The following is a 24,112-nucleotide window of genomic DNA, read 5'->3' on the forward strand; positions in this document are numbered from 1 at the left end:
GTTTTTATGCCTCCTGGCTAACGGCAGTCTGGGTAAATTGGCCATCCACTAAGCGCCATAAGCCCAGGGGGTTGGCGTTTTGCAGCTCCGCTGGCAGCAGGGAATCCGGGCAATTTTGGTAGGCGTTGCGCATGGTAAAGCGTGTTGCCGCGGCTGTGCCGACACTGGTGGCCACCGCAAAAGACGAAGCCGGATAGGGGCCGCCGTGTTGCATAGACGGACATACCTCCACCCCAGTGGGGTAGCCGTTAAACAGCACTCGGCCGGCAACTCGGCTTAGTTGCTGTAGCAATTCGCTGACTGCAGGACTGTCGTAATCTTGAGTGTGAATAGTGGCGGTGAGGTTGCCTTCCATCGCTTTGGCAACTTGCTGCATCTGTGCCACGGAATCGCATTCCACCAGCAGAGCGGCGGGGCCAAAGACTTCGTGCAACAGCTCAGGTGTGGCCAAAAAGCGCTCGGCGTCGATGCGCATCAGGGTATTGTTGGGCTGCAGTGGTTGATCGCCCACTGGGCCGCCTGCAAGCACATCAATGGCCTCATTACTGGCGCGCTGGGACAGGGATGTTTGCAGGGATTCAGCGATACCGGGGTTAAGCATTACTCCCCGGGCTTGAGCGGACAACTCATTGGCCAGTTGTTCGCCCAGATCACCTTTCAGGGTCACAATCAGGCCCGGTGAGGTACAGAACTGGCCCACACCCATGGAGATGGAGCCCGCCAGGCCGGTGGCAATCAGATTAAGATTGCTTTCCAGTGCGTCTGGCAAAATAAACACCGGGTTGATGCTGCCCATCTCAGCAAATACGGGGATGGGCTGTGGGCGTTTGGCGGCGATATCCATCAATGCGCGGCCACCGGCTACGGAGCCGGTAAAGCCCACTGCTTTAATGGCTGAATTCTCAACCAGGGCACCGCCCAGGGCATTACCGGTGCCTTGCAGCAGGGAGAATGTGCCCGCAGGGAAACCACAATTTTTGATGGCGCTATCCATGGCTTTGGCAAACAGGGTAGAGGTCATGGGGTGGCTGGGGTGGCCTTTCACTACGATGGGGTTGCCGGCTGCTAGCGCCGCTGCGCTATCGCCGCCGAGGCTGCCAAAGGCAAACGGGAAGTTGGAGGCACCAAATACAGCCACTGGGCCGATGGGATTGAGCAGGGCGCGCACGTCCGGTTTTGGCAGCGGTGCTCTGTCTGGTTGCGCAGTATCAATACTGGCCTGGCGCCAGGAGCCTTCTTCCACCATATCCGCAAAGGCGCGAATCTGGCCGCAGGTGCGCCCGCGCTCCCCTTGCAGGCGCGCTTCCGGCAGGCCAGTTTCGCTCATGCCAGTGGTGATCAATTCGTCCCCCAAGGCTTCTATTTCTGTAGCCAGCTGGCGCAAAAAACCAGCCAGTTCAGCAGGGGTCTTTTTCGTCAGTTCGTTGGTGGCGGAGACTGCCGCTGCACAGGCTAGAGCGATCTCGTCATCTCCGCAGGTGCCGCAGCTTTGCAGTGCCTGATCCGCGGTCGGATCCCAGGAGCTGAAGGTTGAGGCAGTAGGGGAATGCCATTGACCGGCGATATAAGACTGTGGGGTACTGGACATGAGCTTTCCTTAAACAGATTCGTTAGAGTCATCTACCAAGCAGTTGGGCAAATCCGCCACGGTGGCGCAGCCCAGCTGGTTCATGACCTGGGTTAATTGGGTAGTGAGCATATTGATGGTGTGTATACCGCCCTTGTCACCGAGGGCGCCCACGCCATAAACAAAGGAGCGCCCCAGAAAGGTAAAATCCGCGCCGCAAGCCATAGCGCTGGCGATGTTGGAGCCAGAATTGATGCCTGAATCCATAAATATCTTGATTTTGTCACCGTAAGAGCGCGCTGCTTTTTTCAGCGCTGGCACCGGAGATTCACCGGGATCGAGCTGGCGGGCGCCGTGGTTGGACATCACCACCGCATCGGCCCCCAATGAGATAGCGCTGGCTACGTCTTTTTCGTTAATCAGGCCCTTGATCACCAACGGGCCTTTCCAGAAATCCCGAATCGGCTTCAGCCCTTCCATATCCACCCGGCCCATCACGGTTTTGTTCATAAACGCGGCCAGTTGATCGGTGGGCATGCCCTTGGGCATATAGGGTTTTAAGGTCTGCATTTCAGGCTTGCCAGCTTTGGCCGTAGCCAGTAGCCAGGCGGGGCGGGCCAGCATCTGGCAGATGTTGGAAAGCGACATTTTTGGCGGCATGGCCAAGCCATTGCGAATGTCCCGTGGCCGGTAGCCAAAGGTGGGTACATCCACAGTGACCACCAATACTGGGTATTGGGCGGCGGTAATGCGTTTGAGCAGATCCTCTCGAATGGCAGGGTCTGTAGGGTTATACAGTTGGTACCAGGCTTTGCCTTCGGACAGTTCGGCGATGTCTTCCAGCTTGGCGGAAGACACCGTGCTTAATACAAACGGAATGTTTTTCTCAGCTGCGGCTTTGGCCAGAATCTCTGGTGCCTTGGGCCACATCAGCCCCTGCAGGCCTACTGGTGCAACCCCAAAGGGGGCGGAGTAGGTGTGACCAAACAACTCTACTTCCAGGTTGCTGCCAGAGAAAGGTTTAAGCAGTTCACTGCGCAGCTGCACTGCCTGAATATCCTGGCGGTTGCGTAACAGGCCAATTTCTTCGTGACAGCCGCCCTTTATGTATTCGTAGGCAAAGCGAGGAATGCGCTTTTTGGCCTGTTTTTTCAGGTCGGCTGTGCCGGGGAAGCGAGAGTCGAAGAATTGACTATTCATTTCATTTCTAAAATAATTTTTCTAATGTGAAAATTAGATAATGCTCGACTCGATAAGTCAAGTGAAAATTGGCCTTTCGAAGGAGGCGCTTTTAGGTGAAAATGGCTTTCAAATGAAAAAGAGTATGGATATCCAATGACCGCTAAAAAAACGGCAGCCCCCGCCTCTCGACGTCAATCCTATTCGGCACCCGCTTTAGAGAAAGGGCTGGATGTTCTTGAGCTGCTTTCCCGTGAGCCGGACGGGCTTAGTTTGAGTGATATCGCCAAACGCCTTGGGCGGTCAGTGGGGGAGCTGTTTCGCATGCTGGTGGTGCTGGAGCAGAGGGGTTATTTGATATTGCCCGCGGGCAGTGATCGCTACCAGCTGTCATTAAAATTGTTTGAGCTGTCTCACCAGTTCCCGCCGGTCAAGCGCCTTACTGCTGCCGCTACCAAGGTCATGAAACGACTGGCGTATCAAATAGAGCAGTCCTGTCATCTGGTGATTTATTACGAGGGAAGAGGGCACGTTGTGGTACAACAGGATGCCCCTTCAGCGCGAATTTTTAGTGTTCGCTTGGGAGCTGAAGCATCTTTGGTAGACACCTGCTCCGGACACATACTGCTTGCTTATGCGGATGAGGCTCAACAGGAGGCTATGTTCAATAGCATCCCCAAACACCACAAAAAGCCCACCAAAAAACTGGTTAAAGAGCTAAGTAAGCGAATCTGTACTCAGGGTTATGAAAGCATTTCCAGCGCTCAGGCTCACGGGGTGGAAGATATCGGTTGCCCTGTATTCGATCACAATGGTTCTATTGTCGCTGCTTTAGTCATGCCATTCCTCTCCTATAAAGATGGTTCACACCCCAAAACGCTGGACGAGGCTTTGGAACAGTTGCAAAAAGCAGCGGTGGATATTTCCGAGGCGTTGGGCTATCGAAGCGAGTAGCTTTACAATTCCCTCATGATCAAAACCATTGTTCGCCGTTCCGCTGACATGGGCGGAACGCATTTTTCTTCTGATATTCCATCCTTGTTGCAGCGTGTCTACGCCGCTCGTGGCGTGCGCGATGACAGCGAACTGCAAAATCATCTCAAACACCTGCCCAGCCCTCAGCAATTAAAGGGGGCAAACCGGGCGGTTGATTTATTGTGGGAGGTCCTGCGAACTCAGCAGTCCATCCTGATCGTTGGTGATTTCGATTGTGATGGTGCCACCAGTACCGCTCTGGGTGTTCTGGCGTTGACTGCCATGGGCTTTCAGCGGGTCGATTATTTGGTGCCTAACCGTTTTGATTACGGTTACGGCTTGACGCCGGAAATCGTTGGGCTGGCCGCAGCCAATAAGCCCGATTTAATTATTACCGTGGATAACGGTATTTCCAGCATCGCGGGTGTGGCAGCGGCGCAACAGGCAGGTATCAAAGTGATTGTTACCGATCACCACCTGCCCGGTGAGCAGCTGCCAGATGCGGATGCCATTGTGAATCCCAATCAAGCGGGCTGTGATTTTCCCAGTAAAAACCTGGCGGGTGTCGGGGTTATTTTTTATGTGCTCAGTGCACTCAGGGCTATATTGCGGGAAAACAACTGGTTTTCCGAACAGGGCATTGCCGAACCGAGTATGGCAACTTGGCTGGATTTAGTGGCACTGGGTACGGTGGCAGATGTGGTGCCTCTGGATCGAACCAACCGCATTTTGGTGCACCAGGGCTTACAGCGTATAAGAGCCGGTCGCTGTCGCCCGGGCATACTGGCGTTAATGGCTGCCGCCGGGCGCGATTATCGCCGCGCTGTGGCCATGGATTTCGGCTTTTTTGTGGGGCCGAGGTTGAACGCCGCGGGTCGCCTGGACGATATCAGCCACGGTATTGAATGCCTGCTTACCGACAGCCCGGATATTGCCCGCGAATTTGCCCAAGAGTTGGATGGGCTGAACCGGGATCGCAAACTGATTGAAGCGCAAATGCAAAAAGAAGCGGTTGCTTTGGTGGATCAGCTGCAATTGGATGATGATGGTTTGCCTTGGGGTTTGTGTTTGTACAATGCCGATTGGCACCAGGGTGTCGTGGGGTTGTTGGCGTCTCGTATCAAGGAAAAAGTCCACCGTCCGGTAATTGCCTTTGCAGACGCCGATAACGGCGATGTCAAAGGTTCTGCCCGTTCCATTCCTGGCTTACATATTCGCGACGCGCTGGATGCGGTGGCCGCTCGTCACCCGGATCTATTGAGCAAGTTTGGCGGTCACGCTATGGCGGCGGGTATGAGCTTGCCGGTGGAAAAGCTGGGCGACTTTAAAGCGGCCTTTGACGACGAAGTGCGGCGCCAGCTTCGGGATGATGATTTACAGGCTGTGCTGCACAGCGATGGTGAAATGACGTCGCAGGATTTTACCCTGGAGCGGGTAGAGCAGCTGCGCGACGGCGGCCCCTGGGGGCAGCATTTCCCGGAGCCGCTGTTTGATGGGGAATTTCGTTTGGTGCAGCAGCGCATCGTGGGGGAAAAGCACCTAAAGCTGGTGCTGGCCCATGATTCCGGCGAGGCCATTGACGCCATTGCGTTCAATATCGATCTCAATCAGTGGCCGGCAACCGATGTGGAGAGGGTACGATGTGCCTTCAAGCCGGATATCAATGAATGGCGAGGTAATCGCTCATTGCAACTGATTGTGGAGCAGATGGATAAGGTGGCCAGCTGATGCATTACGGTGTGGATGTGGGCGGTACCAAAATAGAATTGGCACTCTTCGATGAGAGCCTGCAACCCGTGGATTCCTGGCGAGTGCCAACGCCCAAGCACGATTATGCAGAGTTTGTGGATACGATTGTCGGGATGGTTGAAAGGGCGGATGCACTCACTGGTGTAAAAGGCTCAGTGGGGATTGGTATTCCAGGTTTTTTCGATGCGAACGAAAATACAGTGGCGGTGAATATCCCCGGTATCCATGGACGTCCGCTGTCGGTGGATTTATGCGCCAGGTTGGCTCGCCCGGTTGTATTTGAGAACGACGTGAATACATTGGCATTGTCGGAGGCTCATGGCGGTGCTTTGGCGGGGCATACTTACGCCATGGGGGTTGTATTGGGCACGGGTGTGGCCGGTGGCTTTGTGGCCAATGGGCAACTTTGCAAAGGCAGTCAGCACATTGCCTGTGAGCTCGGCCACTTACCGCTTTCCGCCCGGTTGCAACAGAAATACGACCTGCCTTTGCGCGACTGTGGCTGTGGCTTGCAGGGGTGCATTGAAAATTACCTGTCTGGCCCCGGGTTGGGCTGGATGTGCCAATATTTCGAGTCTGGTTACAACAGTCCAGAGTCTATGGCCGAAGGTTTAAGGCGCAAAGAGCCCAAGGCACAGCAGGTGTTTGATATCTATGTCGATTGCCTTGGCTGCTTTTTAGCGCAAGTCACGCTGAGTTACGACCCTGGCGCGATTGCACTGGCAGGAGGGCTTTCCAATTTGGCGGAAATCTACCCACGCATCGGTGAGTCCATGTCGCGGTATTTATTTTCAGCGGCAAAGCCGCCAGCAGTGGTACCTGCGCAATTTGGTGATTCCAGCGGCGTACGGGGTGCTGCTTTGTTGGGTCTTCAGGCCATGGAGAGCGGATGAAAACAGCGTTGATCAATGGTTGTGTCTTCGACGGTGAACAGCAGTTCGACGGCAGGGCGGTAATACTGGATGGTGGTCGTATTGATTCGCTGGTGGCTGACAAAGACCTTCCAGCTGATGTTGCCAGTACCGTCGATTTGCAAGGACACTTACTGGTACCCGGATTTATTGATCTTCAGGTCAATGGTGGAGGGGGAGTCATGTTGAACAGCTCGCCCACCGTGGATGCTATTCGCACGATGGCGTCAGGCCATCGTCAATATGGAACTACCGGGTTGCTGCCCACGTTGATTACGGCCAGTTTTGGCACTATGAGGCAAGCTATTGATGCGGTCGACCAGGCAATGGATGAAGGGGTTCCCGGTGTGTTGGGAATTCATTTGGAAGGGCCGTTTTTAAACCCGGAAAAAAAAGGCGCTCACGATGCTGGAAAATTCTGTACTTTGGATGAGCAGGGCCTGGAGTTGGTGTGCTCACTGAAGCGCGGTAAAACCGTTGTTACTATTGCACCAGAGTTAACGTCGCCAGAAATGATTGCCGACCTCAAAGCCCGCGGAGTAATTGTTTGCGCTGGCCACAGCAACGCTAGCTATGAGCAAGCCAGGCAGGCACTGCAAGCGGGTGTTGAGGGCTTTACCCATTTGTACAATGCCATGACACCATTGCAGAGCCGTGCTCCCGGTATGGTGGGTGCGGCTCTGGAAGATCCCAAAAGCTGGTTCGGCATTATTGCAGATGGCCACCATATGCACCCGGCGGCCTTTTCTGTGGCCGTGGCCGCAAAGCAAAGGGGTGGAGTTATTTTGGTGACTGATGCTATGTCTACTGTGGGTGCGGAAGATACTTCCTTTGTGCTTGATGGCGAGGTGATTCACGCGGAGGGGGGGCGCTGTATCAACGCTGCCGGTAACTTGGCGGGCTCTGACTTGAATATGATGTCTGCGGTGAATAACGCCTGCCATTTTGCCAACATTGATTGGCAGGAAGCGGTGCGAATGGCATCTGTTTACCCAGCGAAGGCACTGGGATTGGAGCATGAGCTGGGCTGTATTAAACCGGGTTTTCGGGCAAATTTTGTGTTGGTCAATAGCGACAAAACCGTGCTAAAAACATGGATTGACGGCGTTGCCAGTGACTGACTAAATCCCGTCGTCATCAGAATCGGGCGGACTATTTGTGAGGCAACCCCCCAAAGCCGCTCAGTGCCTCAATCAAACACTCTGTTGATGGGTCCCATTCGGTTGTCGCATCGTCGTTGGCCAATTGTTTGGCGATTTTTTTGCCCAATTCTACGCCCCACTGATCAAAGGAATTGATGCCCCAGATAACGCCTTCGGCAAACACTTTGTGCTCATAAAGAGCGATTAATGCCCCCAGGTTAAAAGGCGTGAGCTGATCCATTATTAAAGTTGTGGAAGGGCGATTGCCCGGGTATTTAGCATGGCCAGTGCCGCTGGGGTCGGATTGCCCCTTCATCAGAGCTGCGCCTTGGGCCAACATATTCTGAAGCAAGATGTTGTGATGTTCCGGGTTGCTCAATTCATCATTGGCCGCGCCAATAAATTGTACCGGTATTAAATGGGTGCCTTGGTGCAGTAGCTGAAAAAATGCGTGCTGACTGTTGGAACCAGGCTGGCCCCAGATAATACCCCCGGTGTTGTAGGTCACCGCTTGGCCATCTTGTCGCACCGATTTGCCGTTACTTTCCATTTCCAGCTGTTGTAGGTAGACCGGTAAAAAGTGCAGGCGTTCGCAGTACGGAATCACTGCTGTGGATTGTGCGTTAAGGAAGTTGCTGTACCAGATATTCAACAATGCCAAAATAACCGGTATGTTTTTTTCGAAATCGCTTTTAAAAAAATGTTGATCCATGGCTTTGGCGCCGTTCAGGAACTCCACAAAACGGTCGTAGCCGATGGTGATGGCAATGGTCAGACCAACGCCACTCCATAAAGAGTAGCGGCCGCCGACCCAGTTGCCAAACTCCACAATTTGGTTCGTGGGAATGCCGTACTTCAAACAATTGTCTCGGTTGGCGGTAATACCAATAACGTGGCTGGAGCTTTGTGGTTTATCCAGTTCCAGCTTTTCTCCCAACCAGGCTAATGCAGTTTTGGCATTGAGTAGGGTCTCCTGAGTGGTAAAGGTTTTGCTAACAATAATGATCAAGGTAGTTTCGGGGTTGAGTGTTTCCAGCAGGCTGAAAATTTCTGCCCCATCTACGTTTGAAATGAAATGACAGCGAATATCTTTGTGTGCAAATTGCTGCAAGGCTTGGCATGTCATTTTTGGCCCTAGGTCAGAACCTCCGATACCAATGTTGATAACATCAGTCAATGCTTTTCCTGTACTACCTAGCCACTGCTTGTCACGAATTTTTTCGCTGAATGCCTGGATGCTTTGTAAGCCGTCACCCACCAATTCGCTTACGCCGTTGCCGTCTACTTTAAAGTCAAAGCTCTCTGGGGCGCGTAAGGCGCAGTGAAGTACCGGGCGATCCTCTGAACAGTTAATAGCCTCACCGCTGACCATGGCCTCCATTCTTTGTTTCAGTGGGGAGACTTCGGCTAATGCAAACAGAGTATTCAGTGTCTTTGAGTTGATCAGACTTTTGGCGTAATCGAAGTAGAAATTTTCCCAGCTTACGCGCAGTCGATTTGCGCGATCTGATTCGTTGGCAAGTAAATCGGCAATATGGATACTGCTGCTATCTGCGGCTTGTTGCTGAAGCTGTTGCCATTGAAGGGTAGCAGAAGGGTCGAAACTTGAGTTGTTATTCATCGATTTATCATGGCCAAAAGAAAAGGAGTTTATGCCTCAATACTACCTGATCATAGGTAGAAAATTTGTTACAGCATGGCATAAACCCGAAAAGGATGACACCGGATTTACAGCGTACCGATAACCAGAGCATTGTCGAGCATGCGATTGGAGAAACCCCATTCGTTGTCGTACCAGGCAAGGATTTTTACTTGATCTGCAATTACTTTGGTTTGTGTCTTGTCGAATATGGAAGATGCGGGATTGTGGTTAAAGTCACTGGACACCAATGGCAAATCGTTGATTGTCAAAACAGAGCCAATCTCCCCGCAAACGGCTTCTTCAACAGAGCGGTTTATTTCTTCTACAGAAGTTGTTTTGCTGGCCTTAAAAGTGAGGTCAAGTAGCGAAGTATTGATGACCGGCACCCTTACGGACAAGCCGTCCAGCTTGCCACATAGCTCTGGAATGACTTCACCTATAGCCGCAGCGGCCCCGGTTTTTGAAGGAATCATTGATTGGGTGGCAGAACGGGCGCGTCGTAAGTCAGTGTGGTAAGTATCGTTCAGCACTTGGTCATTAGTATAGGCGTGAACGGTGTTAGCCAGTCCAGACTCAATACCCACCGTGTTGTGCAATACTTGTGCAATAGGGGCGAGGCAGTTAGTGGTGCAGGACGCATTGGATATAAGCCGATGCTTCTTTGACAGAATATGGTGATTGACGCCATGTACGATAGTTGCATCCAGATCTGTACCTGGAGCAGAAACCAGTACGCGCTTGGCGCCAGCAGCCAGATGCTTGCTGGCATCGGCACGTTTTGTGAACAATCCCGTGCATTCCATCGCCACGTCAATTTGCAGGTCTTCCCAAGGAAGCTCTGCGGGGTCACGTTTAGCAAATACCTGAATAGTGTCACCGTCAACTAAAAGCCCTTGCTTGGTAACCGCAATACTGGGGCCAAAGTCACCATGTACGGTGTCGTGACGCAATAGATGGGCATTTACCTCCGGGGAGCCCAGGTCATTAATGGCGACAATCTGAATGCGATCGCAGTAGCCACCTTCATAGCAGGCTCGGAGTACATTTCGGCCGATGCGGCCAAAGCCATTGATGGCAACCCTGATCATTGAATACCTCCCCAAGAATTGGTTAGCGGGGAGAGTATTCTGTAATTAAATTACAAAATCAACCAAAAAATTTCATTGAACTATGAAAAATGTAAGTAAATTAATTGGTGGTCTGCTTGTGTTTGCGGGTATTAATCAATGAGTCTTTGATTTTCTTTAGGTGGTTGGAAAACTGTGGGCCTCGTTTTACCGCCACGGCTGTTGCCAGTACATCGATCAGTACCAGGTGGTTAATGCGCGATGTCATGGGCGTGTAGAGATCCGTATCCTCTGGGGTGTCCACAGGTAGGACAATATCGCACTGCTCAGCAAGCAAGGATTTGGCGTCGGTAATGCCAATTACAGTAGCTCCAGCCTCTTTGGCAACTGCTGCATTGTCGATGATTGCGGTAGTGCGCCCTGTATATGAGATAAAAACCACCACGTCCTGTTGCCCCATTGCGGCACAACTCATACGCTGGTTAAGGATATCTGTATGGATAATTACCGGAGTGTTAAAGCGGAAAAATTTGTGCTGCGCATCCATGGCGACAGAGCCAGAAGCGCCTAGCCCGAAAAACGCGATACATTTGGCTTGCGCCAAAGCGTTGACGGCCATTTCCAGGGTGTGGGTGTCTATAGAAGACTGGGTGCTGTGAAGGGTAGCGCGAGTGGATTCAAAGATTTTTTCTGTCAGGGTGTCAAGGCTATCTGATGCTTCTACGTCACGGGTCATTAGGGGTTGTCCGCTGGAAAGCTCTTTGGCCAGCTTTACCTTGAAGTCGGGGTATCCCTTGCAGCCAAGGCGGTGACAGAAACGATTAACGGTGGGTTCGCTCACCTTGGCTTGTTTGGCTATTAAGGCGATAGGGGTGTGTATGGTCTCTTCTGGAGAAACCAGTACAGCATTGCAAACTTTGCGCTCCGATTTGCTGAGATGAAGGTTTGGGCTTTTCAGTAGCGACAGCAGGTTCATTGAGTCAGGCCTTTTTCTTGGTTGCCAGCTTGGCTTGATGGCAGTGTTGCCATGATACGTTCATTGTGGTCGGTGTGAAAGCTAAGCGATCAAAAATGTAATTTAATTACATTAATCATTGTTTTTTGTGATTGTGAGCTGTAGTTTGTAACCAAGTTAAGTGTTGAGGTGGCATTGTGCCTTGTGATGTATTGATTTTTGGCGGCGTAGGCGATTTGGCGTATCGCAAGCTCTATCCGTCTCTCTACCTACTCCATAAGAACGATAAATTACCTGATGGGCTGCGAATTTTCGGGGTGGCCAGAAGAGAGCTTCCCGAAGAGGAGTTCCTAAGTGCGGTACGTCAGGGTATCTGTCGTAATGGCGATGTTGATACAAATGTTTGGCAGGGCTTTACGAGCCGTTTGCAGCTGGTATATGCCGATGCCACCGCTGTAAAGGATATCCGTGCACTCAAGCATCAGTATTTTGAAGATGAACAGCGTGAATTGATGGTGTATTTGGCGACGCCGCCCAATATTTTTGCGCCTATCTGCCAAGCCATGGCTGCGGTTGGGATGAATCGGCCGGCCACCCGTATTGTGGTGGAGAAACCGCTGGGTGATGATCGCGATTCCTTCTTGGAAATCAATAGCCAGCTCACCGAAATCTTTGATGAGAGCCAGGTTTATCGAATCGACCACTACTTGGGTAAAGAAGCCGTTCAAAATCTACTTGCCTTGCGCTTCGCAAACGCTTTGTTTGAGCCTTTGTGGAACAACAATTTTATTGATCATATCCAGATCACCGTAGCCGAAACCGTTGGTGTGGAAGGGCGCTGGGGTTTTTACGACGAGGCGGGGGCGATGAGGGATATGGTGCAAAACCACCTGTTACAACTGCTCTGTTTGACCGCGATGGAACCGCCAGCTCACTTGGCAGCAGATGCGGTGAGGGACGAAAAACTTAAGGTATTGAGGTGTCTCAAGCCCATTACCGCCAACACGATCAAAGAGTCGGTTGTGCGTGGCCAGTATGTGGCCGGTGCTGTAGATGGTGCGCCTGTGCCTGGGTATGAGAGTGAAGAGGGGGCAATGAGCAATTCCGATACTGAAACGTTCATTGCTTTGAAGGCTGAAGTAGATAACTGGCGCTGGGCCGGTGTGCCTTTTTATTTGCGTACTGGAAAACGACTGCCGGTGCGCTATTCGGAAATTGTTATTCAGTACAAGGAAATCCCGCACTCAATATTTGGCAACTCCGCCAGTGCCCCGAATCGCTTAATCATTCGTTTGCAGCCAGATGACGGCATTCAATTGAGCCTGATGAGCAAAGTTCCCGGCCTGAAGAAGGGCATACCTCTGCAGTCCGTAGCTTTAGATTTGTTTTTTTCCGATGTCTTTGAAGGCAATCAGGGTGTCAGTGCTTACGAACGTTTGCTGTTGGATGTGATTAATGCCAATCCGACTTTGTTCGTGCGTTCTGACGAAGTGGAAGCCGCTTGGTGTTGGGTGGATGGTATTCGTGATGCTTGGCAAGAAGTTGGTCAAAAAGTGGCGCAGTATACGGCTGGTAGCTGGGGGCCGACTGCTGCCATCGCATTATTGGCGAAAGACGATCGACAGTGGTATGAGGAATTCTAAGATGCTTCAACAGCAAGAAGTGAATACAGGTTCGATCTCCCTGAACGATTATTCCAACTCAGAGCAATTAGCGGAACAGCTGGCGTCGACAGTGGCTTGTCAGCTACGTCAAGGTATTGATAAACACGGTGTAGCCAGCTTGGCGGTTTCTGGGGGCAGTACCCCAAAAGTCTTTTTTCGGGTGCTTTCCAGCCACCAGCTCCCCTGGGAAAAGGTAGTGGTTACTCTGGTGGACGAACGCTGGGTGGAGCCTCAGCACAGTGATTCCAACGCTCGTTTGGTGGCAGAGAATTTGTTGCGTCATAAAGCACAAAAAGCTCGTTTTATAGCACTGAAAAATCGTGGCGAGACTCCCTTTGAGGGAGAAGATGAGTTAGAGCAAAGCCTGCGCGAGCTGCCGTTGCCATTTGATGCCGTGGTTTTGGGAATGGGTGTTGATGGCCATACGGCCTCATTTTTTCCTGGTGCTGACAATCTGGCGGATGCTCTCGATATGCATAGTCAGCGTATTTGTTTGGCCACCAGGCCGCCGATGGCGGTGCATGGTCGCATGACATTGACTCTGCCAGCCATTCTCAACACTCGATTTCTGGCATTGCACTTTGAGGGTGCCAGCAAGTGGCAAATTTTCCAAAAAGCACTGGGCGCAGCAAGCCGAGGCACTTATCCAGTCTCTGCTGTTCTGCAGCAGGATAAGGTGCCGGTCAATGTTTTCTATACAAGGGGTGGCGAATGAATCCGGTTGTTGAGCAGGTAACAGCGCGTATTCGCCAACGCAGTCGCCAAGGTAGGGCGAACTACCTGTCTGCCATGGCTCAGGCGCTACGGGATAACCCACCAAAGAAGCGCCTCTCCTGTGGCAATTTGGCTCACGGTTATGCTGCCTGCAGTGAGGAAGACAAGCAAACGATTCGCCTGATGAACAGTGCCAACCTGGGTATTGTTACCTCCTACAACGATATGCTGTCAGCTCACCAGCCGTTGTTGGATTATCCAGAGCAAATCAAAAAAGTGGCTCGTGAGGTGGGTAGCAGTGCCCAAGTGGCCGGTGGTGTTCCCGCTATGTGTGATGGTGTCACCCAGGGGCAGCCGGGTATGGAGTTGAGCCTGTTCAGTCGCGACGTGGTCGCTATGGCAACTGCAGTGAGCCTTAGCCACAATCTGTTTGACGGGGTGTTGTGCCTGGGGGTATGTGACAAAATTGTCCCCGGCATGATGATTGGTGCGTTGCAGTTCGGCCATCTTCCAACGGCATTTGTACCTGCAGGCCCAATGCCGTCTGGTATTCCCAACAAAGAAAAAGCCGCTGTACGCCAGCGTTTTGCCGAAGGCAAAGCCTCTCGCGAAGAATTGTTAGAGGCAGAATCTGCCTCCTACCACAGCCCAGGTACTTGTACGTTTTACGGCACGGCTAATAGCAATCAAGTGCTGATGGAAATGTTGGGTGTACAGCTGCCAGGCAGCTCTTTTGTGAGCCCGGAAGACCCCATGCGCAGTGCGCTGACTACTGAGTCGGTGTTTAAAGTGATTGCAGCTGCCGACTCGACCAGTGGTATTAAACCCTTGTGTGAAACCGTCAGTGAAGAGTCTCTGGTGAATGCAGTAGTGGCCTTGTTGGCTACCGGGGGCTCTACTAACCACACCTTGCATTTGGTGGCTATTGCTGCTGCTGCTGGTATTGATTTGCGCTGGCAGGACTTTGATGAGCTGTCTCGAGTCGTGCCATTGTTAGCCCGTGTTTACCCCAATGGTGAAGCGGACATTAACGCCTTTCAGCGGGCTGGTGGTATGGCTTTTCTGGTGCGCGAGCTCCGCGCTGCCGGTTTGCTGAATGAGAACGTGCATTCCCTGATGGGTGATGGCTTGGACAGCTTCGAGCTGGCGCCCCAATTATCAGACAATGGCCGTGTTATATGGCACCAGCCAGTGCTTGAGTCCCGTCTGCCGGATGTATTGACAAGTGCTGCTGAACCGTTCGACAAAGAAGGTGGCTTGCGTGTGCTCAAAGGCAACTTGGGCGAGTCGGTAATCAAGGTTTCTGCGGTAAAACCGGAGCACCGGGTCGTCTCCGCTCCCTGCCGGATTTTTCATGCTCAGGACGACATTAAAACCGCTTTTGACGCTGGCGAACTGGAGGGCGACTTGGTTGCAGTGGTTCGTTTTCAGGGGCCTAGAGCCAATGGTATGCCTGAACTGCACAAGCTGACCCCTTACTTAGGCTTATTGCAGGATCGTGGCCATAAAGTGGCACTGGTTACCGATGGTCGTATGTCTGGCGCGTCGGGCAAAGTGCCTGCCGCCATCCACCTTTCTCCAGAGGCGGTGGATCAAGGGCCTATCTCATTATTAAAAGATGGCGATGTGATCACTCTGGATGCGGAGCGTGGAATTCTGGAGGTGGCTTTAAGTGATGCCGATTTAGCGGTTAGAAAGCCTGTTGTTGCCCCAAGGGAAACCCAAAATTTGGGCCGCAACCTGTTTGCCGCTTTTCGCCGAACAGTGGGGGAGGCCAGTAGTGGTGCCTCGTCCTTAAATAGCTGAGGTCGAATTTTTATGACACTTGTCAGAAAACTATCCGACATTAAGGTGCTGCCCGTTCTAATTATTGAAGACGAAGGCGTTGCAGTGGATCTCTGTCGAGCCTTATCCAATGGTGGAATTAAAGCGGTAGAGATTACCCTGCGAACGCCCAGTGCGGCAGCGGCTATCTCCCGGGTTAAGCAGGCACTGCCAGAGTTGGGAGTATCGGCTGGCACAGTAATCAGTCCGGACCATGCCCAGCTTGCTGCTGATGCCGGTGCGGATTTTTTAGTGAGCCCGGGTATTACCGAAGTGCTGGTAAAAAAAGCGGATGCTTTAAATATTCCTTTACTGCCTGGGGTCGCTACTGCGTCAGAGGTCATGCGTGGTACAGAGTTGGATCTGGACTGCTTTAAGCTGTTCCCGGCTGTGGCTGTGGGCGGTATACAGCTGTTGAAGTCTCTGGCTTCACCTCTGCCCAATGTCTCTTTTTGCCCCACTGGTGGCCTGAGCAGGGATAACTTTGTCGAGTTTCTTGCCTTGCCAAACGTGGCTTGTGTTGGCGGCTCATGGATGGCTCCGAGAAACGCTGTCGCAGAAATGGACTGGCAGAGCATAGAGCGGGAGGCCAGGGATACGCTACTGCAGATATCTCAGTAGCCAGTGTATTTGATCTGCTTTGCTTCAACCTTTGATTTCTAGCCAACAAAACTCTGATGCTGTGCTGCTAAAGAGTTCTTTCAAATTGCCAGGATCTTGCGCTATTGCGGCAGTATTGGCTTCAGTGTCGCCTTTATCTTAGTTGGTATCTGCAGCTGGCGACTTGCTTCGTAGTGACGAATATGCGGTCTTCCTGTAATATTCGGTTTTGTATTTATAAAAATTGATTTTATATTTAATATGCTGGTTTTGGCTTAGACGTTAATTAGCGCTCAATTTTGCACGCTAACTTCACGCAAAGCCTGCGTTATCAGATGGTCGATTTTTAAGTCATTACCTTTTTCAGGGCTTTGGATCTGACCACAGGGCTGCGACTTGGGGGAAATATGTCACTAGGTTTATACGTTTTAAATACTGTGATCTTTGAGGGTTTTCTACCCAGCCATGCGTCAAGAGTCATTTGGGGGCAAAAGTAAATATGACGGGTAAAGTTGCTGTGTCTAAAGGTTTATATCGTCTGGATGAGTTCAAGGACAGCTGCGGTTTTGGCCTGATCGCCCACCTGCGTGGTGTGCCGAGCCATGGTCTTTTACAGCAGGCTATTGGTGCTCTGGCCTGCATGACCCATCGCGGCGGTATCGCTCCAGACGGAAAAACCGGTGATGGCTGCGGGCTGCTGATGCAAAAGCCCGACAGCTTCCTGCGCAATATTGCCCGCAGTCACTTTGCGGTGGAATTGCCCTCAGTGTATGCGGTGGGCGCCATTATGCTGAGCCAGGAAGAAGTGCAGCGAGACAGTGCCAAAGCGGTGCTGGCAGAAGAAATTCTAGCCCAAGGATTAAAGGTTGTAGGCTGGCGCCATGTGCCGGTGGACGAAAGCTGTCTGGGGGAAATCGCCCTGGAATGTTTGCCCGCTATTGAGCAGCTATTCGTGGCCAGTGAGGAGTTGGATAAAGCCAATTTTGAAGCCCGCCTGATGATTGCTCGTCGCCGTGCTGAGAACCGCTTGGCGGGAGACGAAGACTTTCACGTGGTCAGCCTGTCCAGCGGTGTTTTGGGCTATAAAGGTCTGATGATGCCGGTGGATCTGTCGAAGTTTTATCTGGATCTGGCGGATAGTCGCCTGGAAACCGGTATTTGCGTATTCCACCAACGCTTCTCCACCAACACCTTACCCCGTTGGTCTCTGGCCCAGCCGTTCCGCATGTTGGCCCACAACGGTGAAATCAATACTATCGAAGGCAATCGCGCCTGGGCACGTGCGCGACGCAGCAAGTTTGCTTCGCCACTGTTGCCGGATTTACTGGATGTCGGTGAATTGGTGAGCAGTTCTGGTTCCGATTCCTTTAGCCTGGACAACATGCTGGAACTGCTGGTAGTGGGCGGCATGGATATGCACAAAGCGGTACGCCTGCTGGTGCCACCGGCCTGGCACAACGTGGAGGATCGCGATCCGGAAGTGCGCGCCTACTACGAGTACACCGCCATGCATATGGAGCCTTGGGACGGTCCTGCGGGCCTGGTACTCACCGACGGCCGCTACGCTATTTGTACGTTGGATCGAAACGGTTTGCGCCCTTCGCGCTGGACGTTGACTCGCGACGATCATTTGGTTGTAGCTTCCGAAATGGGGGTTTGTGCAGTGGCCCCGGAGGATGTGGTATCCAAGGGGCGCTTGGGGCCAGGAGATATTCTGTCAGTGGATACCCACACTGGGCGTATTTTCCACCGAGACGATGTAGAGCACGGCTTGGCTTCACGAAACCCTTATAAAAAGTGGTTGCGGGCGGGAATGACCCGCCTTGAATCCACTATGGAAGACGAAAGCATTGAGCTGGAAGGCACTCTGGAGCCGGACCAGATTCGCACTTACATGAAGATGTTTAATCTCTCCATGGAAGAGCGTCAGCAAGTGATGCGGCCCCTGGCGGAGGGCGGCAAAGAGGCGGTGGGTTCTATGGGTGACGATACGCCTATCGCTGTGTTGTCGAGCAAACACCGAGGTTTATTTGATTACTTCCGCCAACAGTTTGCACAGGTGACTAATCCGCCTATTGACTCTCTGCGAGAGGTCACCGTCATGTCCCTGGGTACTGTGGCAGGGCGTGAGCACAATCTGTTTGCAGAGACCCCAGAACACGGCATACGCATCAATATCAACAGCCCGGTGTTGTCGCCGCGCAAATACTTCGCCTTGAAGCACAATGAGCACCCGGATTTCCAGGCGCAAAAGTTTGACCTTAACTACGACCCGTCACAGAAAAACCTGGAGCAGGCCATTAAAGACCTGTGCCTAGACGTGGAGCAGAAAGTGCGTGACGGCGTGTTGTCGTGCATTTTATCCGACCACAGCATTCGCCCCGGTTACCAGCCTATACACATTCTGTTGGCAGTGGGGGCCGTGCACAACCATTTGATCAATACCGGCCTGCGGTGCGATTCCAATATTATTGCCAGTACCGGACAGGCTCGTGATGCTCACCAGATTGCCACGTTGATCGGTGTTGGTGCCTCACTGGTTTACCCTTATTTGAGCTATCACACCCTCTATGATTTGAGCTGCAGCGACGAACTTTCCTGCAGCGTCAACAAAGCGTTCAAGCAGTATCGCAAAGGCATCAATCAGGGGCTTTTGAAGATCATCTCCAAAATGGGCATCTCAACCCTGGCTTCCTATCGTGGGGCACAATTGTTTGAGGTGATTGGCCTGTCGAAAGAAGTGGTGGAACTGTGTTTCCCGCAGACCACCAGCCGCATTGCCGGTGCCACCTTTGAAGATTTGGAAAAAGATCAGAGCGCCCACGCCCGTCGCGCCTGGCAGATTACCCGCAAGCTGGAGCCCGGTGGCCTGCACAAATTTGTCTATGGTCAGGAGCAGCACGCCTATGACCCGGATGTGGTGAAAGCCCTGCAAAATGCAGTGCGCAATGGTGGTCAGGAGCATTGGAAGCCCTATGCGGCGCTGATTAACAATCGCCCCACACTGGCACTGCGGGATATGCTTAAGCTCAAACCGGGGCACCATTCAATTTCCATCGACGCAGTGGAGCCGGTAGAGAATATTGTTCGCTGCTTTGACTCCGCTGCCATGTCTTTAGGGGCGCTTTCCCCGGAAGCTCATGAAGCATTGGCGGTGGCCATGAATCGCCTGGGTGGGCGCTCCAACTCCGGTGAGGGCGGCGAAGACCCGGTGCGCTTTAACACCGAAAAAGTGTCGCGCATCAAACAGATTGCCTCTGGTCGTTTTGGTGTCACTCCCCACTATCTGGTGAATGCGGACGTTTTACAGATCAAAATAGCACAGGGGGCAAAACCCGGTGAGGGCGGTCAGTTGCCCGGTCATAAGGTCAATGATTTGATTGCTCGTCTGCGTCATTCGGTGCCGGGGGTAACTTTGATATCGCCACCGCCGCACCACGATATTTACTCCATCGAAGACCTGGCTCAGCTGATTTTTGACCTCAAACAGGTCAATCCTACGGCACTGGTGTCGGTAAAACTGGTGTCTCGCCCCGGGGTGGGCACCATCGCTGCGGGCGTGGCGAAAACCTATGCGGATCTGATCACTATTTCCGGCCACGATGGCGGCACTGGTGCCAGCCCCATTACTTCCATCCGTTATGCGGGCTCGCCCTGGGAGCTGGGATTGGCCGAAGCCCACCAAACCTTGCAGGCCAACAACCTGAGAGACAAGGTGCGATTGCAAACAGATGGTGGCCTGAAAACTGGCCTCGACGTGGTAAAAGCCGCGATTTTGGGCGCCGAAAGTTTTGGTTTTGGCACTGCGCCTATGGTGGCGCTGGGCTGTAAGTACCTGCGTATTTGTCACCTCAATAACTGCGCCACCGGCGTCGCCACACAGGATAAGCACCTGCGTGACAAGCACTTCGAAGGCACTGTGCAAATGGTGATGAACTTCTTCTTGGGGGTGGCGGAAGAGGTACGCGAGTTGATGGCACAGTTGGGGGTGAGCACCCTTCAGGATTTGATTGGCCGTGTGGATTTGCTGGAAACCCTGCCGGGGGAAACGGATAAACAGCGGCACCTGCAACTGGACCCGATTGTTCACACTGATGCCTACCTGGATAGCAAGCCGCGCTACTGTATGTTGGAGCGCAATCAGCCCTTTGATAAAGCCGAACTGGCCGAGCGCATACTCAACGACACTCGGGACGCCATTCACAGCGGCGAAGGCGGTGAGTTCCACTATCAAGTTAATAACGGTGACCGCTCCATCGGAGCCAAATTGTCCGGTGAAATTGCTCGCTGCCACGGTGCCGAGGGCATACCCAAACCACTGAAATTGCATCTCAGCGGCATTGCCGGGTTATCACTTGGCGTTTGGAATGCACCGGGCCTGGAGCTGTACCTGAAAGGGGATGCCAACGACTACGTTGGTAAAGGCATGGCCGGTGGCAAGATTGTGCTTTGCCCGGCGGAGGGCAGTCAGTTCTCTACTCAGCTGGCCCCCATTATGGGCAATACCTGCCTTTACGGTGCAACCGACGGACGGCTGTATGCATCCGGTACCGCCGGTGAGCGTTTTGGCGTGCGAAACTCCGGCGCTGTTGCGGTGATTGAAGGGGCAGGGGACCACTGTTGTGAATACATGACCGGTGGCGTGGTTGTGGTGCTCGGCAAAGTGGGTCACAACTTTGGTGCTGGTATGACCGGTGGTTTTGCCTTTGTGCTCGATATGGAGCGCAACATGATGGATCGCATCAATATGGATTCTGTGGACATTACCCGTATCTCCAACGAGGGTGCCCAAGCTTATCGTACCCTGCTCAAGCAGCTGATTCGCGAGCAAGTGGTGGAAACCGATAGCGCTTATGCCCGTGAGATCGTTGAAAACTTTGAGGACTACCGCTCCAAATTCTGGTTGGTGAAACCAAAAGCCGCCAACCTGGAAGGCTTGTTGTCCAGCTACCAGCAACGCGGCGAATAAGAGGGGTCAGTCAGTGAACAAGCCAGTAAAAATACCTGTACACAAGCCATCTTTCGACAACAACGACTTTCAGTTTGTGGAAGTGCCGAGAGAAGACCCGGTGAAAAAGCCGGTAGAGGTTCGCCGCGCCAAATACGTGGAAATTTACGACGTATTCGAAGCTGAACAAGCGGCGCAGCAGTCTCACCGTTGCCTGGATTGCGGTAACCCTTACTGTGAGTGGAAGTGCCCGGTGCACAACTACATACCCAACTGGTTGAAGTTGGTGAGTGACGGCAATATTGCCGAAGCGGTGGAGTTGTGTCACCAGACCAATTCATTGCCAGAAGTTTGTGGGCGAGTGTGTCCGCAAGATCGCTTATGTGAAGGTGATTGCACTCTTAACGACGGTTTTGGTGCGGTTACCATTGGTAATGTTGAAAAATACATTACCGATACGGCCCTGGATATGGGCTGGAAACCGGATCTCTCGCAAGTAAAGCCTGTCGACAAAAAAGTGGCCATTGTCGGCGCTGGCCCAGCGGGTTTGGCCTGTGCGGATGTGTTGGCACGCAATGGCATTCAAGCGGTGGTATTTGACCGCTATCCGGAGATCGGTGGTTTGCTGACCTTTGGTATTCCCGAGTTCAAGCTGGAAAAATCCGTGATGGTGAAACGTCGGGAACTGTTTGAAGGTATGGGTATTGAATTTCATCTCAACACTGAAATCGGCAAAGACATCCCATTTCAACAGCTAATGGATGATCATGATGCCGTATTCCTGGGCATGGGCACTTACACCTCTATGAAAGGCGGTTTGCCTGGCGAAGACCTGCCCGGTGTGTATCCGGCGCTGCCGTTTCTGGTGGGTAATGTGAAAAACAACCTGGGTATGGAACAAGGGGACAGTCCCTATATTAATCTTGAAGGCAAAAGAGTGGTGGTGCTGGGGGGCGGTGATACTGCCATGGACTGCAACCGCACCTCCATCCGCCAGGGGGCCGACAAGGTGACCTGTGCCTACCGTCGCGACCGGGAAAATATGCCCGGTTCCCGCAAGGAAGTAGAAAACGCAATAGAAGAAGGCGTACATTTCTTGTTTAACCGCCAGCCAGTTGAGATTATTGGCGACGGCCGGGTAGAAGGCGTCAAATTGGTGGAAACCCGCATGGGTGAGCCGGATGCCAGTGGTCGCCGCCGCCCGGAAACGGTACCTTGCAGTGAACAAATTATCCCTGCCGAAGCGGTGCTGGTGGCCTTTGGCTTCCGGCCCAGTCCGGCGCCCTGGTTTGCAGACTTCGACATCAAGCTGGACGACGGCGACTGTGTGGTTGCCCCGGAACATCAGGAACTGCCATTCCAGACCGGCAATCCAAAAATTTTCGCCGGTGGCGATATGGTACGGGGCTCGGATCTGGTGGTAACCGCCATCTGGGAAGGGCGCCAGGCGGCGCGGGGGATTATGGATTACTTAGAGGTATAAGTTAGAGGTGTGAGTTTAGAGGTCTAAGTTAGAGGTGTAAGACTTGAAGTGTGATCAGCCAGAGCGGCTTGCCTCCAGTTGCAGGCGTATCTCATGAGCTTTTTGCTCGGTGATTGGATAGCGGCTAACTGCCCAGATCGCCAGTAGTGAGGCGAACATGGGAATCAGTACATCGAACAACCGCATCAGGAAGATAGTTTGTTCACTTTGATTACCCTCAAGAGCCACGTCAAAGCCGGTGGCATTGAGTAAAAAGCCGCCGATAGCGATGGCCGCAGCCATGCCCAGCTTCACCACCCACCAGTAAATGGAACCAAACATGCCTTCCCGGCGTTGTTTGGTTTCCAGTTCATCCATGTCGCAGACATCGGCGATCATGGAACCCATTAACGTGAATAACCCGCCGAGACCAAATGCCATCAGTGGTGTTGGCAGCAGTAACAGCCATGGTGTGGCGGGTGAATAACACAGCCACTTCAGACCATAGCCGACCACAGAAATGCCGATAGCCACATAGAAGGTATTGCGTTTGCCGATTCTGGAAGACATCCAGCTGACAATAAAAATAACGCAAAATGTAGAGATTGCCGACAGCGTACCAGCCCAACCTGCATACTGTGCTCCCAGTTCTTGGTCGCCACCAAAAACGTAATAAATGATCACATAAAACTGGAAGGATGAAACCAGCATAAAACCATTAAAAACCAGGAAGGTAGCAGCGCACAGATAGAGAAACGGTTTAAATTTTATGGTGGCGACAAAGCCTGTAAAAAATCCTTTTATGCCTGTTGGAAACTCTTCAAATTGACTTTTGTTGTTACTGCCGATTTCTGTGCGTTGTGGCGGCGGACGTTTTCTGTGGACTTCTTTCAAAAAAATTGCCGGCAACACGCCAACAAAAATGGTGAAAGCCGCGATAATAATGGCTAGCCAGCCGGCCCCGTTGACCATGCCGCCAAACCACTCCAGCTGCATAAAAAATAGGAACCAGGGGGCAATTAAATAAGCCATTTGCCCCATAAAGTTTTGCACCGCCATCAACCGGGTTCGTTCGTGATAGTCCGGTGTTAACTCGTAGCCAAGGGCTACCCAGGGCGTAGCGAAAACCGTATAGGCCAGGTAGAAGATGAAAGATCCAGTGAGGAAAAACCAGAAATAGTAAGACTCATTTTTCCCTTCAGGTAGCTGCCACAAAAGGGCGAAAATAATACCGGCAGCAATGGCACCCCAAAATATATAAGGCCGCCTGCGTCCCCACTTTGATTTTGTATTGTCTGAGATGTAACCCATGAGTGGGTCGGTGATCGCATCGGTAAGTCGCGGCAGGGCACCCAAAAGACCCACCAATGCCGGGTTCATACCCAATCCTAAATTCAGCACAATAGTCATTCCACCAATGGCGGCAGCCAACAGGTTATTTACAAACGCCCCAGCACCATATACCAGCTTTTTAACAAGCGGTATGCGATCCTCAGGGGCAGTTTCGTAGTGTTGGTCAGTCATCGTTTTTAGGGAATATTTTTGTGACTTTGCATCAAGCCTATCCGGGATGATGCTGCAAAAATATGTTAATGCGTTGAATGGAGCTTGCGATGGGACAAGCTGGCCTTGGTGAGGCTGTATGTCAGGCAGTTCGTAGGTTACAGTCGATACAGATTTTTCTGTTCGATAAAGCTGTGCCGCTTATTTGTC

At 52.4% G+C, this 24,112-nt stretch carries 16 protein-coding genes; 10 read left to right on the plus strand and 6 right to left on the minus strand.

From position 1 onward, the window contains the following. Positions 1-4: 4 nt before the first annotated feature. The gene (locus tag KFE80_00590) at positions 5-1,588 is read right to left on the minus strand and encodes an aldehyde dehydrogenase (NADP(+)) (protein ID UTW45464.1); all 1,584 of its coding nucleotides are present in this window, start codon (positions 1,586-1,588) and stop codon (positions 5-7) included. 9 nt (positions 1,589-1,597) lie between these two features. Next, positions 1,598-2,767 carry an alpha-hydroxy-acid oxidizing protein gene (locus KFE80_00595; protein ID UTW45465.1) on the minus strand — a complete coding sequence of 390 codons (1,170 nt, stop codon included), beginning with the start codon at positions 2,765-2,767 and terminating at the stop codon, positions 1,598-1,600. 135 nt (positions 2,768-2,902) lie between these two features. On the opposite strand from KFE80_00595, the gene KFE80_00600 reads away from it, so the two are divergent. Genes KFE80_00600 through nagA form a run of 4 tightly spaced genes read left to right on the plus strand, consistent with a single transcriptional unit; the run spans position 2,903 to position 7,502 of the window. After that, positions 2,903-3,700, plus strand: coding sequence for an IclR family transcriptional regulator (locus tag KFE80_00600; protein UTW45466.1), 798 nt, complete (start codon positions 2,903-2,905; stop codon positions 3,698-3,700). 15 nt (positions 3,701-3,715) lie between these two features. Beyond that, positions 3,716-5,449 carry a single-stranded-DNA-specific exonuclease RecJ gene (gene recJ, locus KFE80_00605; protein ID UTW45467.1) on the plus strand — a complete coding sequence of 578 codons (1,734 nt, stop codon included), beginning with the start codon at positions 3,716-3,718 and terminating at the stop codon, positions 5,447-5,449. Beyond that, entirely contained in the window at positions 5,449-6,363 is a 915-nt protein-coding gene (locus KFE80_00610) for an ROK family protein (protein UTW45468.1), read from the plus strand. Before recJ ends, KFE80_00610 begins: the two co-directional genes overlap by 1 nt. Beyond that, on the plus strand, positions 6,360-7,502 hold the full coding sequence (gene nagA / locus KFE80_00615) for an N-acetylglucosamine-6-phosphate deacetylase (protein ID UTW45469.1): 1,143 nt from the start codon (positions 6,360-6,362) through the stop codon (positions 7,500-7,502). The genes KFE80_00610 and nagA overlap by 4 nt, the downstream gene beginning before the upstream one ends. Positions 7,503-7,533: 31 nt before the next feature. Here the strand turns inward: nagA and pgi are convergent, their stop codons facing one another. The 3 genes from pgi to hexR all read right to left on the minus strand — a co-directional run bounded on the left by pgi (position 7,534) and on the right by hexR (position 11,208). Continuing rightward, on the minus strand, positions 7,534-9,144 hold the full coding sequence (gene pgi / locus KFE80_00620; GenBank protein ID UTW45470.1) for a glucose-6-phosphate isomerase: 1,611 nt from the start codon (positions 9,142-9,144) through the stop codon (positions 7,534-7,536). 107 nt (positions 9,145-9,251) lie between these two features. Continuing rightward, positions 9,252-10,253: a type I glyceraldehyde-3-phosphate dehydrogenase gene (gene gap / locus KFE80_00625; GenBank protein ID UTW45471.1), complete on the minus strand. Its 1,002-nt coding sequence runs from the start codon at positions 10,251-10,253 to the stop codon at positions 9,252-9,254. A gap of 100 nt (positions 10,254-10,353) precedes the next feature. Then, complete coding sequence (hexR, locus tag KFE80_00630) at positions 10,354-11,208, minus strand: transcriptional regulator HexR (protein ID UTW45472.1); 855 nt, start codon at positions 11,206-11,208, stop codon at positions 10,354-10,356. A 173-nt stretch (positions 11,209-11,381) separates the two neighbouring features. On the opposite strand from hexR, the gene zwf reads away from it, so the two are divergent. From zwf to KFE80_00660, 6 genes are all read left to right on the plus strand, one after another. Beyond that, the gene (gene zwf, locus KFE80_00635; GenBank protein ID UTW46564.1) at positions 11,382-12,830 is read left to right on the plus strand and encodes a glucose-6-phosphate dehydrogenase; all 1,449 of its coding nucleotides are present in this window, start codon (positions 11,382-11,384) and stop codon (positions 12,828-12,830) included. Position 12,831: 1 nt separating this feature from the next. Beyond that, positions 12,832-13,566, plus strand: a complete 735-nt coding sequence (gene pgl, locus KFE80_00640; protein UTW45473.1) for a 6-phosphogluconolactonase — start codon at positions 12,832-12,834, stop codon at positions 13,564-13,566. Next, positions 13,563-15,371 carry a phosphogluconate dehydratase gene (gene edd / locus KFE80_00645; protein ID UTW45474.1) on the plus strand — a complete coding sequence of 603 codons (1,809 nt, stop codon included), beginning with the start codon at positions 13,563-13,565 and terminating at the stop codon, positions 15,369-15,371. The genes pgl and edd overlap by 4 nt, the downstream gene beginning before the upstream one ends. A 12-nt stretch (positions 15,372-15,383) precedes the next feature. Beyond that, positions 15,384-16,010, plus strand: a complete 627-nt coding sequence (gene eda / locus KFE80_00650) for a bifunctional 4-hydroxy-2-oxoglutarate aldolase/2-dehydro-3-deoxy-phosphogluconate aldolase (protein ID UTW45475.1) — start codon at positions 15,384-15,386, stop codon at positions 16,008-16,010. Between the two features lie 496 nt (positions 16,011-16,506). Beyond that, positions 16,507-20,958: a glutamate synthase large subunit gene (gene gltB, locus KFE80_00655; protein UTW45476.1), complete on the plus strand. Its 4,452-nt coding sequence runs from the start codon at positions 16,507-16,509 to the stop codon at positions 20,956-20,958. Between the two features lie 31 nt (positions 20,959-20,989). Further along, complete coding sequence (locus KFE80_00660; protein UTW46565.1) at positions 20,990-22,420, plus strand: FAD-dependent oxidoreductase; 1,431 nt, start codon at positions 20,990-20,992, stop codon at positions 22,418-22,420. A 54-nt stretch (positions 22,421-22,474) separates the two neighbouring features. On the opposite strand, the gene KFE80_00665 is transcribed toward KFE80_00660, so the two are convergent. Further along, a complete protein-coding gene (locus KFE80_00665; GenBank protein ID UTW45477.1) occupies positions 22,475-23,923 on the minus strand; it encodes an MFS transporter in 1,449 nt (482 codons plus the stop codon). Positions 23,924-24,112 lie beyond the last annotated feature (189 nt).

This window comes from bacterium SCSIO 12696 (assembly GCA_024397955.1).
Lineage (GTDB): Bacteria > Pseudomonadota > Gammaproteobacteria > Pseudomonadales > Porticoccaceae > SCSIO-12696.